The sequence below is a fragment of the Erythrobacter sp. genome (genome assembly GCF_039988855.1).
Lineage (GTDB): Bacteria > Pseudomonadota > Alphaproteobacteria > Sphingomonadales > Sphingomonadaceae > Erythrobacter.
This window is the reverse complement of the sequence record NZ_JBDXIY010000015.1, coordinates 823222-836155: the sequence shown is the minus strand read 5'-3', so window position 1 is coordinate 836155 and position 12934 is coordinate 823222. Positions and strand designations below refer to the sequence as shown.

At 56.7% G+C, this 12934-nt stretch carries 7 protein-coding genes; 4 read left to right on the top strand and 3 right to left on the bottom strand.

The genetic code is table 11. The features are described 5' to 3' along the window. Positions 1-50 precede the first annotated feature (50 nt). On the bottom strand, positions 51-998 hold the full coding sequence (thyA, locus tag ABJ205_RS06865; protein WP_348155332.1) for a thymidylate synthase: 948 nt from the start codon (positions 996-998) through the stop codon (positions 51-53). Positions 999-1078: 80 nt separating this feature from the next. Beyond that, positions 1079-3658: a M14 family zinc carboxypeptidase gene (locus tag ABJ205_RS06860; RefSeq protein WP_348155334.1), complete on the bottom strand. Its 2580-nt coding sequence runs from the start codon at positions 3656-3658 to the stop codon at positions 1079-1081. Positions 3659-3915: 257 nt separating this feature from the next. On the opposite strand from ABJ205_RS06860, the gene ABJ205_RS06855 reads away from it, so the two are divergent. Continuing rightward, entirely contained in the window at positions 3916-4416 is a 501-nt protein-coding gene (locus ABJ205_RS06855) for a low molecular weight protein-tyrosine-phosphatase (RefSeq protein ID WP_348155337.1), read from the top strand. 50 nt (positions 4417-4466) lie between these two features. Here the strand turns inward: ABJ205_RS06855 and recG are convergent, their stop codons facing one another. Further along, on the bottom strand, positions 4467-6542 hold the full coding sequence (gene recG / locus ABJ205_RS06850) for an ATP-dependent DNA helicase RecG (RefSeq protein WP_348155339.1): 2076 nt from the start codon (positions 6540-6542) through the stop codon (positions 4467-4469). A gap of 55 nt (positions 6543-6597) precedes the next feature. Between recG and ABJ205_RS06845 the strand changes: the two genes are divergently transcribed. The 3 genes from ABJ205_RS06845 (at position 6598) to ABJ205_RS06835 (ending at position 12823) form a co-directional block, all read left to right on the top strand. After that, positions 6598-6876: a succinate dehydrogenase assembly factor 2 gene (locus ABJ205_RS06845; protein ID WP_348155457.1), complete on the top strand. Its 279-nt coding sequence runs from the start codon at positions 6598-6600 to the stop codon at positions 6874-6876. Positions 6877-6952: 76 nt separating this feature from the next. Beyond that, positions 6953-10462, top strand: coding sequence for a transcription-repair coupling factor (gene mfd / locus ABJ205_RS06840; RefSeq protein WP_348155340.1), 3510 nt, complete (start codon positions 6953-6955; stop codon positions 10460-10462). A gap of 279 nt (positions 10463-10741) precedes the next feature. Beyond that, complete coding sequence (locus tag ABJ205_RS06835; RefSeq protein WP_348155342.1) at positions 10742-12823, top strand: hypothetical protein; 2082 nt, start codon at positions 10742-10744, stop codon at positions 12821-12823. Positions 12824-12934 lie beyond the last annotated feature (111 nt).

The following is a 12934-nucleotide window of genomic DNA, read 5'->3' as shown; positions in this document are numbered from 1 at the left end:
GTGTGAGAGCGGGAGTATGGTGGCGTTTTACGGCGGTCAAGCGATGCAAATCAAACCGCAACAGGAGCCTTGATTGGAGGCAGAGGCGCGTAATCATGCACTACAAAGTCCTCGATTTTGTAATCGAAAATTGTTTCAGGCTTTCTAGTGATTTCCAGCGTCGGGTTTCCAGAAGGCGTGCGACTCAATTGTTCATCAATCAAATGCGCGTGATTGAGGTAGAGATGCACGTCCCCGCCCATCCAAATGAGTTCACCCGGTTCAAGCCCCGCTTGCTGCGCCAACATCCGGTTCAAAAGCGCCGCTGACCACAGGTTAAATGGGAGGCCCAAGGCGACATCGCACGAGCGTTGATACAAGAGGCAGTTCAACCGCCCATCCGCCACATGGAACTGATAGGTTTTATGGCACGGCGGCAGCGCCATTTGATCGACCTCTGCCACGTTCCAACCTTCGATAATATGACGGCGGCTTCCGGGGTTATTGCGCAAGGATTCCACCACATCAGCGACCTGATTGATACCTGCGCCTTGTTCAAACAAACCGTCTTCGCGGCGCTGGTAGGTTGGCCAATCGACCCATTGCTTGCCATAAACGGGGCCAAGATCGCCCCACTTGTCAGCAAAGCCCTCATCATCCGCGATCCGTTCTACAAAGGTCTCGAGCGAGATATCCTCGCCCGTTTCCTTCACATATCGAGCATGGGGCCACTCGTTCCAGATCTTTACCCCTTGCAGCACCAGCGGGCGGATATTGGTCTCTCCAGTAAGGAACCACAGCATCTCACGCGTGGCAGTTTTCCAATAAACGCGCTTTGTAGTGAGGAGCGGCATTGCGCCGTTTGCCAGATCAAAACGCAGCATCGCACCGGGGATTGAACGTGTGCCAATACCGGTTCGATCGACGCGCTCACTGCCACGTTCCCAAATATCCCGCATCAGACCGAGATATTGCTGTTCAGGATGGGGCGGCGAGGATGGAATCGTTTGGGTAGCCATAACGCAATCTATAGGAGCGAATTGACCACTTGCCACCTTGGCTATCCACACCTCGCAGCGCAAAATGCGAAGGTTCGCGCCTAATTGTGCTGGTGGCCACCTTGTTCGGCATAGTCTCCACGCGGTGCGTCGATCAGTCGTGAGAAGAACAGCGAGTTCATCAAGAGCTTCTCTGTGCCTGGAAATGTGCCGCGAAAGACAGGATTGTCCGCCATAAGGATCACAGTGCCCCGCCCTTTGCGCTCTGCAACCACAGAAGGGGTCCCGGCGATTTCTTCTTGGCGGCGTTCAGACGCGTAACCTGAAAGAAGCGGGTCTGACGTATATTGCACCGGCACGGCGTAAGGGTTCTCTTCCGGACGCTGCAAAGTAAAAGTCACATTACGGTGAACCGGCAAAGCGCGGTCGGAAAAACCAAAGCCCAGCGGATGCGAAGTATCAAGATCGCTCGCAAAGATCGCCCCGCCGATCACATGTTCAGCATCGCGAACACCCAACTCGTCGAAATTCAGGCGCTGAGGGACCTCGCCCTCTTCGGAGTCTGCCTCCTCATCTTCCTTCTCGCGGCCAAGGATATGCTCCTCAGCCCAAAGGCTGGCGCTGCGCGTCGCGATGAGAGTTCCGCCGCCATTGATCCAGAGTTTCAATCCTTCAGTGACGGGCGCGGGTAATGACGCATTGCCTCCAACTAAGATAAGGTGCGTGTATTGGTTCCAATCAATCCGGCCAAGCCGGTCTTTGCTCACCAAAGTCACCGGCATTTTTTGCCCGTGGTCCAAAGTCCACCACATTTCGCCTGCGTCATAGTAATCAAGGCCGTCACCGTAGGCGAGCACGATGCGCGGTTCTTCCAGTGCACGGAATATGTTGGCAGCGCCAAGGTCGCGTCCCGGCACGGGGGTAAGCCCCGAAACCGCAGCATGAACAGGCACACCGTCTTCCAATGCGATGGTTTGCATCACTTGGTGGATTGTTTCCTCGGACGCTTCTTGCCGGTCAAGCGGGACAAAAATCGCACCGCGCCCCAGTTCGACATTTCCCGATTGCGTACGCACAACCGTTTCTTCCATCGCGGCCCTTGCCATGATGTCTTTGGACAGGATGCGGTTCAACGCCCGCGGCGCAAAAGTGTGCGACCAATCAAACACATATCCGTAAGGCGCGCGCGCCGGCGCAGCTGCGCTTTGAAACTGACCCTGTGCCCGCTCTGCCACCGAAGGCGAACGGCTGACACGTGTATAATCAAGGTCATAGGCAAGCGGCAGTGTCCAACCGGAAACATCGTAGAAGATGTTCTCTTCAAACTCTGTCACCCGCTCAAAAATGCCCCGGATCATCCGGTTGTTGGTCTGAGACATGGGAACGAAGTAGCTCGAACCGGCTTTGTATGTTGCGCCATCTGCGGCGAAGTCTGCGCCAAGTGCGCTCACCTCGATATCGTGCATGTTCAACAAACGAACAAAGCGTGCAGCGCGTTCAGGATCGCCCTGAGCTGTGAACACCCAGCCGCCCGCGCCGCCTGCTCTGGCATTTTCGGCAAAAAAGTCGCGCTGATAAGCGGTGATTTCGCTGCGAAGGTCTAATGCGCCTTGAATGCTGGTGAGAGCCGTGCGGAACTGAGTCCGTACGTTCTGTGCAGTTTTGACAAGGCCGCGCTCCGTTTGAATAGCCCCGCCCCGCGCTGCGCCTGCTTCGAACAAAATTCCGAGCGAGCCGTTCACCTGGGGATAGGTTGAGCCCTTGCCGATATAGTAATTATCGAAGCGCTCTTCGGTGGTGTAGAGATGTTTTTCAGCGTCGAGATAGGCCGCATGGCGCGTGGCAATACCGTACGTCAGCTCGCGCGCGCGGTCCGGGATCAACGGGTTTTTGCGTTTCTCTTCTCCCGGGTGGAAATAGTAAGGCGAGTTCGACCCCATCTCGTGATAGTCAACCGACAACATGGGCTTCCATTTGTGCCATTGCTTGATCCACGCCTGTGCTTCGGGCTGTGTCAGCAAAAGCCATTGGCGGTTCAAATCAAACCAATAATGATTGGTTCGCGCCTCCACCCAAAGGTCATGCGCTTCATCGTTCGGGTCGGAATTGTCGGAGTAAGACCAAAAGGTATCGACATGATCGATCCGCCGCGTGTGGCCATCGGGATTGAACGGTACGGTGAATATCAGCACCGTGTTATCCAGCATCGCTTCCACTTCGGCGCCCTGGGCTGCTGCGAAATGGTACAGTACAGGAACGGAGGCCTCCATCCCCGATGTCTCTGCGCCGTGAACACCGAAATTCATCCACAACACCATCGGCGCAGACCCCGGCGCGGCGCGGCCTTCAAGGCGGGCCAAGTGGGTTTGGCGGATGCTCTCTAAATTGGCGTGATTTTCTGGGCTGGTAACGATGAAGGAAATTATCGGGCGGCGTTCATGCGAATAGCCGAGAGTCTCCACAACGATCCGATCTGAATTGGCCGCAAGTCCCCGCAAATATGGGATCATCTCGCCAAGGCGCACAGGCCTTTCGCCTACTTCATAACCTGCGTGGTCTTCATATGCGGCAACCGTTTCGTTATAGGTGACGCCTTCAACCTGAAAATAGCTAACTGGTTCAGCAAAGGCGGGGGTAGAGGCAATAAGCAACGAAAATGCAGCAACGAAACGGGCCAGCATGGCGGCTCCTTCAATGGGGTTTTGGTTGTTCTTTCGCTTAACACCCATTCATGGGTGATTGTAAACTCAAACCACCAAATCGGCGCACATTTGGTTGACCGAGGCAACGTCCAAAGCAACCGTCATCGCGGCGGACCCAAACCCAAAGAAGGAATAGCGCCGCAGCCTCGCATGGAGCCGGTCAAAATAGACCAATGATTACGACATTCCGCACGGTTACATGTTGCGCGCTGCGCTCATCTTGGTAGCTTTAAGCAATGCAACAGGGAAATGATCACAGACACTCGGTACTTTTCGTCTGCCTTGGCAATATCTGCCGATCACCAATGGCAGAAGGAGCCTTTCGCGCAGCGGCGCAAAAGGCAGGATTGAATGTGCGTACGGATTCCGCTGGAACTGCATCTTATCATATTGGCGATACACCTGACCCGCGTGCGATCGACGTCGCTCATCAAAACGGCGTCGACATCTTGGGCGCCTGTGGACGGCAATTGGCCGATTCAGATTTCGATGAATTCACGCATATCTTCGCCCTGGACAAGGCAAACCTCGCCGGCATTAGGTCAAAGGCTCCTCGAAATCATACGGCTCAAGTGTCCCTTCTGCTCGACGTATTGGACCATCGCAGTGGCGATTCAATTGCTGATCCGTACTACGGTGACGAAAGCGAGTTTCAGGAATGCTGGAACGAAATTGGCGAAGCCGTTGACGAATTGGTCGCAAAGCTGACGCACCAAAATGCGGGCCTTGGAGGATAGTCCAGATGTGTTAGCGGGCAATCGCAAATCGGATCATGCCTAAACACTGCTTATCCCCCTCTTAAAAGCTGCACACCCCAATCGCGCTCAAACAAATAGAGCAATATGCGCGCAGCTTCTCCTCGCTCAGACGTAAGGCCCCCATCACGCTCCATTAAGAGGCGCGCATCGGCGTGCGCCGCGGGGAGGAGTTTTTGCACTTGCTCCAAATCAGCAATCCGGAAAGCCGCCTCTCCTGATTGTCGCGTGCCCAGCAATTCACCGCCGCCGCGCAGCTCAAGGTCTTTTTCCGAGAGGTAAAAGCCGTCTTGCGATTCCTTCACATAGGTGAGGCGTTTCTTACCATTCTCGGAGAGTTCATCCCCGCGAAGAAGTACGCAGCGGCTCTTCTCTGATCCCCGCCCCACGCGTCCGCGCAATTGGTGCAGCTGCGCAAGGCCAAAGCGTTCCGCTTGCTCAATCACCATAAGCGTAGCGCTGGGCACATCGACGCCGACCTCAATGACGGTGGTTGCGATGAGGAGCTTCGCCTTGCCGCTCGCAAACGCTTGCATGCTCGCATCTTTGATATCGGGATGAAGCTGTCCGTGAACCATAACCACTTGATCGCCGAAGTGCTCGGCCAATGCCGCATAGCGCGCTTCGGCTGCGGCGATGTCGGTCACTTCCCCGAAACCATTGGCGTCGCGGACCATAGGGCAAACCCAATAGGCTTGCTGCCCGCCAGCAAGATGTCGGCCCACAGCAGCGACCATTTCTTCCAATCGGCTTTGCGGGAAGACCAGTGTATCAATCGCTTGGCGGCCCGGCGGCAGTTCATCTAAGCGGCTCACATCCATCTCACCATATTGGGCAAGCGTTAAACTGCGCGGGATGGGTGTTGCGGTCATGGCAAGGGTATGGGGTGCGCGCTTACCCTTGCCAGCAAGTGCCAGACGCTGAGCCACGCCAAAGCGGTGCTGTTCATCAATCACGACCAGCCCCAAGTCGTTATAGGTCACGCTATCCTGAAAGATAGCATGGGTGCCCACCAGAATGTCTATATCACCCTGTAAAAGGCTTATCAAAACGCCCTCACGCTCGCGTCCCTTGGCCCGGCCCGTGAGAAGCGCAACCTCAACACCGCAAGGCGCGGCCATTTTGCGAAGGGTCTCGAAATGCTGGCGCGCGAGGATTTCGGTGGGAGCCAAAAGCGCCGCCTGCTTGCCTGCCTCATTGGCGATCAGCATGGCGTTGAGGGCCACAACTGTCTTACCCGCCCCCACATCGCCTTGCAGCAGGCGCAGCATCGGGGCCTCTTGCTGGAGATCGCCCTCGATTTCGGTGACAGAGCGTTTCTGCGCCCCGGTCATTTCAAACGGCAATTCGAGTTTCGCCCTAAAGCGGCCATCGCCCGCAAGCGCCTGTCCCTTGCGCCTGCGCCCTTCCGCTTTCACCAAAAGCAGCGCGAGGCTGTTGGCGAGCAGTTCATCATAGGCAAGACGATTGTGCGCTGGCTCATTCGGGCCCTTGTGCGCCTCTTTCACCGCCTCTGCCCATGACGGCCAACCTTCCCGCTCAAACTGTCCCGGCTCAATCCATTCGGAGAGCTCGGGTAGTTTGGAAAGCGATTGCTCCACCAATGAACCCACGCGCGGCTGCGTCAGCCCTTCGGACAAGCGATAGATGGGCTCCGTCATCCGGCCCATATTGGCATCGCTCGTCTCCTCGACATGGTCGGGGTGAACGATCTGGAGCATATCGCCATATCGGTCGAGGCGGCCTGCTACCCAGCGTTTCTCTCCCACGGGAAGCTGTTTCTTGCCAGTATAGGAAGCGCGCCCAAAATAGGTGACAGCGCAAATATTCCCGATCTCATCCTGAGCCAGAACGCGAAAGGGCCCACGGCCCGGATTATACGGCGCACGGTGCTCTGTAGGCGTAAGAGCGACGATCACCTGCTCGCCCTCACCCGCTTCATCAAGATTGGTAATCGCGCGCCGCGTCACGAACCTTTCTGGCAGATGGTACAGCAGATCGCGCACCCGCGTCAGGCCCAGCTTCTCCAATGGCTTGGCAAGCTTTGGCCCAACGCCGTCCAGCGTCTGGCTTTCTGCAAATAGGGGATTGAGAATGTCTGGGCGCATGGGCCTTGCTTATACCCGGTTGCATGGCGGTGGCGAGTACCTTACCTGCACGAACATGCCTGATATGCCCACATTAGAGACCCGTTTGGCCCGAGCCAAATTCCGCGCCTGGCACAGAGGCACGCGCGAAGCCGACTATATGATCGGTGGATATTTCGATCGCTACCATGCGACATGGGGCGAAACCGAAATGGACTGGTTCGAAGACTTGCTCGCCGAAGACGATGTCGATGTCATGGCATGGGGTCTTCAAACGCAGGCCGTGCCAGAGCGGTTCCAAGGCGAAATGATCGAGAAGATGCAGCGTCTCGACTACGTCGACATTCCAAGCTAAGCGGTTTGCAAACTTGAAACACCGAAAGGCCCCTCGAAAACTTCGCGGGGCCCAATTGCTATTGAGCTGATCCGATATGCCAGACCTCTCCCGCATCCTTTCCGCAAACGCGCCGCTGACGCTGTCCTCACTTCCCCGAGGTGCGCAGCCCTTGGTGCTGGCCGACCTTGCGAGAGCCGCCAAACAACGCGCGGTCTTTATCGCGCCCGATGATGCAGCGATGCGTTCAGTGGCAGAGGCCGCGCGCTTTTTTGCGCCAGAGGTTGAGGTTCTGGAGTTCCCCGCATGGGATTGCCTCCCCTATGACCGCGCCTCGCCTGCCTTGTCGGTCAGCGCTGCGCGTTTGTCGGCTCTGTTCCGAATGCAGCGCCCGTCGAGTTCCTCGCAATTGATTGTCACCACAGCCAATGCCGTGCTGCAACGCGTGCTCACCCCGTTCCGTATCCGCGAAAGCGTGCGCGAATTTAAAGTCGGCACCACCATCGGCCATGACAGCCTCGCTGCCCTGCTCACCCGCCAAGGCTATTCTCGCACCGACACGGTGATCGACCACGGCGAATTTGCGGTGCGCGGTTCGATTGTCGACATCTTCCCTTCGTCCCTTGATGAAGGTCTGCGGCTCGATTTCTTTGGCGATGAGCTTGAGAGTTTGCGCCTGTTCGATCCCAGCACGCAGCGTTCGACCGGACGTTTGCAGGACCACCTACTTCTCCCCGCATCCGAAGCTTTGATCGACGATGAGAGTATCAAGCGTTTCCGCTCACGCTACCGCGAGTTGTTTGGGGCCAATGCGACGCAAGACCCGCTATACGAAGCGGTGAGCGACGGGCGCCGCCTCGCCGGGATGGAGCATTGGCTCCCGCTGTTTGAAGACAAGCTCGCCACACTGTTCGACCATTTGAGCGCCGATGACATGGTCGTGATTGACGCAGGCGCCGTAAGCGCTGCGGAAGAGCGATTGTCTGACATCACCGATTACCACACACAACGGACCCGCATCGCGAGCGAGAAATCGGGCAGTTATCGCCCATTGGGCAAAGACGCACTGTATCTTGGGCAAGATGAATTCAAAGCCGCTCTCAAAGATGCAACCGCCCACCGCACCAGCGTTTTCGCTGAACCCGAAAGCACCACCACACTAGACTTTGGTTTCAAAGCGGCCCGCGATTTTGCGCCAGAACGCGCGCGCGGTGACAACATCTATGAGGCGGCGGCCAAACACTTTGGCGCAATCACCAAGTCCGGCAAAAAAGCGCTCTTCGCCGCCTATTCCACCGGAAGTCGCGCGCGCATTGCCTCCATCCTCGATGAAGCAGGCGCGGCCTCGGTCATCGCTGACAGCTGGCAAGAAGCGCAGGGGCTAGCGGCCAAAGGCACTATCGCGGCAATGGTCCTGCCGCTTGATACAGGCTTTGCCAGCGATGAACTCGAAATCCTGACTGAGCAGGACGTGCTCGGCGACCGGCTTGTGCGCCGCAAGAAGAAGCGCAAGGATTCCGACGCCTTCCTTGCCGAGCTTCAAGCGCTCACCAAAGGCGACCTTGTCGTCCATGTCGAGCACGGCATCGGCAAATATATGGGCCTCGAAGGCGTGCCCGTCGGCAAAAGCCAGCATGACTGCGTACAGCTTGAATACAAAGGCGGCGACAAGCTCTTTATCCCGGTCGAGAACCTTGAGGTGCTCTCGCGCTATGGCTCATCCGAGGACGCCGTCATGCTCGACCGGCTTGGCGGCGAAGCTTGGCAAAAACGCCGCGCGAAGCTCAAAGAACGCATCACTGCAATCGCTGGCGAATTGATGAAGGTTGCCGCCGAACGCGCGCTAAAAAAAGCGCCCGTGTTCCAGGCCGAGGATGCCAGCTTCAACCAATTCGTCGACCGCTTCCCTTGGGAAGAAACCGAGGATCAGGACGCCGCCATCGCTGATGTCCTGCGCGACCTTGAAAGCGGCAAGCCGATGGACCGCTTGGTGTGCGGCGACGTTGGCTTTGGCAAAACCGAAGTCGCCCTTCGCGCAGCCTTCGTTGCCGCCATGAACGGCCAACAAGTCGCAATCGTCGCCCCAACCACCCTGCTCGCGCGGCAGCATTACACCAACTTCAAGGAACGCTTTGCAGGCTTCCCCTTGAACATCGGACGCCTTTCACGCCTCGTCTCCTCCAAAGAGATGACCGAAACCCGCGAAGGCCTTTCAAGCGGTCAGGTGGACATCATCGTTGGCACCCACGCAATCCTTTCCAAATCGACCGAGTTTAAGAACCTTGGCCTCGTGATTGTCGATGAAGAACAGCGCTTTGGCGTGACGCATAAGGAGAAACTCAAACAGCTGCGCTCTGACGTCCACATGCTGACCCTGACTGCAACGCCCATCCCGCGCACGCTGCAAATGGCGATGACGGGCCTGCGCGAGCTTTCTACCATACAGACCCCTCCGGTCGACCGCTTGGCGGTGCGCACTTATGTGATGGAGTGGGACGATATGGTGATGCGCGAGGCACTGCTGCGCGAACACCACCGCGGCGGGCAGAGCTTTATCGTCGTGCCCCGCATTTCCGATATGGCCGATGTCGAAGAATGGCTGCGCGAGAACGTGCCCGAGGTAAAGCCCATCTCCGCCCATGGCCAAATGGGCGCAGGCGAAATCGAAGAGCGGATGAGCGCCTTTTACGAGGGCAAATACGAAGTGCTCCTCTCCACCACCATCGTGGAATCGGGCCTCGATCTGCCATCTGCCAACACCATCATCATCCACCGCGCCGACCGCTTTGGCCTCGCACAGCTCTACCAACTAAGGGGCCGCGTGGGCCGCTCCAAACTGCGGGCTTACGCCTATCTCTCCTATGAGAAAGACGTGCAGCTTTCTGAAATCGCAGAGAAACGCCTCAAAGTTCTAGGCGACCTTGATTCGCTCGGTGCTGGCTTCCAACTAGCCTCCCACGACCTCGACATTCGCGGCGCAGGCAATCTGCTTGGAGACGAGCAATCCGGCCACATCCGCGAGGTTGGCTTTGAACTCTACCAATCCATGCTCGAAGACGCGATTCTAGCGGCCAAGGCGGGCGAAATGGGTCTGGAGAAAGCGCAAGACGCCTTCTCACCCCAGATCACGGTGGATGCGCCGATCATGATCCCCGAGGATTACGTGCCCGACTTGGCGGTGCGCATGGCGCTCTACCGCCGCCTTAACCAAGCAAACGACAAGGCTGAGATTGAGGCCATGGCAGCCGAAATGATCGACCGCTTCGGCGACCTCCCCGCGCCAACGCAAAACCTCGTCAAACTGATCGAGATCAAGCACCAAGCGATCGAAGCCAACATTGCCAAGATCGACGTGGGTGCACGCGGAACGCTGGTGACTTTCCACAAGGACAACTTCCCCGATGGCCCCGGCCTTATCGCCTATGTTGACCGGTTGAACCAAACGAAGAACCAAAACGGCCAAGAAACCGCCAAACTGCGCCCCGATATGAAGCTCGTCATCAACCGCGCATGGAGCAGCCCCGAAAGCCGCCTCAATGGATTGTTCCAACTGACCAAGGGGCTTTCAGGCATAGTGCGAAAGCATAGGCGCAAGAAAACGGCTTAGACAGCGCTTCCCAAGCTAAACCAACCAAAAGGCGCCGTTCTGCCTTCGGCCCTGAACCAGACGCATCGCAGTAGCGGCAAGAGGTCACTTTTGCGTATATCGCTTTGGTGTCCGCAGCCCCATTCTTGCCGCGCTTGTCGAAAGACCTCGCCAATCTGCGTTTGCACAGCCCCTGCCTTCCCAAAGAAAGCATGGTTGGCGATAGCGCTTAGGCTAAGCTCGTCAGATCGTTGCAAAGTACGGTGGCTGATGTAACGTCATCGGCTTGGGGGGATTGCTTTGACAAATGAGGCGACTGCAACTGCGTTAACGACGACGCTTGTCGCAAGCCTATTTGGCGAATTGAGAATTGAAACGAATACTGGCGCGCCAGTTGCGATCAGCAACCGGCGCGCGGCGCTGATCCTTGCAATCCTGTTCCTTCAAACTGACCATTCGATCGATCGCGAGGCTTTGGCCAAGTTGTTTTGGCCCCACCGTTTTTTACCACAAGCTAAAGCAAGCCTACGCCAATGCTTGCACGATCTAGGAAGGGCGCTTGAGGCGTTGGGCTACTCAGGCCTCAACGTTAGCCGTGCGGTGGTTGCGCTCGACCCGCAATCAATCTCTAGCGACATAAGCACGCTCGAAACAGCTTTGGAAACTCGTTCTGATGAGGCCACCGCTCAGATTCTGGCAATTGGCAACAGACCCTTGCTCCAAGGCGTAACGCTCAATTCGGCTTTCGACAATTGGCTCACCCTACGCCGCGACCACATCGATGCACGGCTGAAAGCGGCGATATCGGCCGGACATGCGGCTACGGAAAAATCCGCTGGAGACGCCTTGCTCGAAGCTGCTCGAGTGCGTTTTCCAGCTTTCCAAACCGCAGCGCCTAGCACCGGACGTATCACCATGGCGGTGCTTCCCCTCGAGCAATTCGATGATGTGGGCGGCGAATTTTATCTCGCCGATGCGGTGCTTGATGAATTGTCGGCAGGACTAGGCCGGATTGGAGGATTCGCGCTCGCCGGAAGGACTTCGGTTGCGGCCATCACCGCGCGAGGCGAAACGCTGACAGAGATGGCCGAAAACCTTCGTGTAAGCCATTTGATCGAAGGAGAAATCCGCCGCCGCGCTGAAGAAATTACCATTAGAATAGCCCTGATCGAAGGAACTACGGGGACCGAATTGTGGTCAGACATAATCACCGGTTCGATTGAGAGCTTTTTGGAAGGGCGCCAGATCATCGGCGAGAATGTCATTGCGGCGATCTGCAATGCACTGGGCATTTCGCAATCGCCCGCACCTTCGCGCCGGATGACGACAAATCGCGAGGCCTACACGCTCTACTTACAAGGGCGCGAAATGCTGCACCGGGTAGGAGTGGATGGCGCCATTGTGAAATCGATAGACCTGCTCGAACGCGCGCTCGAAATCGATCCCGATTTTGCTGAATGCTGGATGGAGCTGGCCGATGCACACATCAATGTCGCAGCATTCACCCCCAGCCTCGAACGGGTCAAGAATTCTGCCGATGCGGCGCGATGCGCGCAGCGCGCGATTGATCTCGATCCGAACCAAGGCCATGCCTATTCCGTCTTGGGCGTGCATGAATGGACGTCGTTCAATCCGTCGAAAGCGCTGGACTATTCGCTTGAAGCCTATGCTCGGGATCCGGGCAGTTCCGATGTGGCCTCACGTCTCGGAGCGTGCCTGCTCTATCTGGGCAAAGCGCGCGAAGCATTGCCCTATATCGAAGCCGCGGTTGAACGCGATCCAATTTTCATTCGAAATTTCGCGATGCTTGTCTCGGCGCACTTGGCCAGTGGCAATTTTGATGAAGCGCGCCAAGTGGGTAAGCGAATGGCAGAACTTGGCGGTGTTCGAATGTATTTCGCGCTGGCGCAGTTTGCTTTGGGCGAATACGAAGCTGCGGTTGAAAACCATTATTATAACCGCTTCTTCCTTGGAAGCTTGCTCATGCGACCGCCGGGTATGCCCGAAATGGATGATGCAGCGCGCGATGCCTATTTTAAATTTGCAGCACGCGGACTTTTCAGCGGCGAACAGGACACCCGCAATGCGTACTGCCAAATGCTCGATGGCCTTCATGTAACAATGGCCGACCCATACGATTCTTCAATTTCGATGCCTGCAATCTGGATGGGGCATAACGAGTTGGCGATGAAACTGTATTCTGAACGCATTCACCCCGCCAACATGTTTGGCCTAATGAGCCTTTGGATCGATATCGACCCCATCAGGAATATCCGGCTTCATCCTGACTTTATGGCGTTTGCAGAAAAGATTGGCATGGTCGAAGCATGGAACCGCCATGGATGGCCTGATTTGATGCCAACTGACCCGCGCAATATCTAAATGTAAGACGAAATAACGCTTTATTGACGCTTCACCCCGTTGACCCAATGGGTCAGCTGCAGGCAAGTCCTTGGTCAGCGGAACAGCACAAAATCTAAGTTTTGCAAGCCT

What these genes read in the sequence shown, in the direction of transcription:
- thyA (WP_348155332.1), bottom strand. Translation starts at nt 998, where the DNA reads ATGGCTACCCAAACGATTCCATCCTCGCCGCCCCATCCTGAACAGCAA.
- ABJ205_RS06860 (WP_348155334.1), bottom strand. Translation starts at nt 3,658, where the DNA reads ATGCTGGCCCGTTTCGTTGCTGCATTTTCGTTGCTTATTGCCTCTACC.
- ABJ205_RS06855 (WP_348155337.1), top strand. Translation starts at nt 3,916, where the DNA reads ATGCAACAGGGAAATGATCACAGACACTCGGTACTTTTCGTCTGCCTT.
- recG (WP_348155339.1), bottom strand. Translation starts at nt 6,542, where the DNA reads ATGCGCCCAGACATTCTCAATCCCCTATTTGCAGAAAGCCAGACGCTG.
- ABJ205_RS06845 (WP_348155457.1), top strand. Translation starts at nt 6,598, where the DNA reads ATGCCTGATATGCCCACATTAGAGACCCGTTTGGCCCGAGCCAAATTC.
- mfd (WP_348155340.1), top strand. Translation starts at nt 6,953, where the DNA reads ATGCCAGACCTCTCCCGCATCCTTTCCGCAAACGCGCCGCTGACGCTG.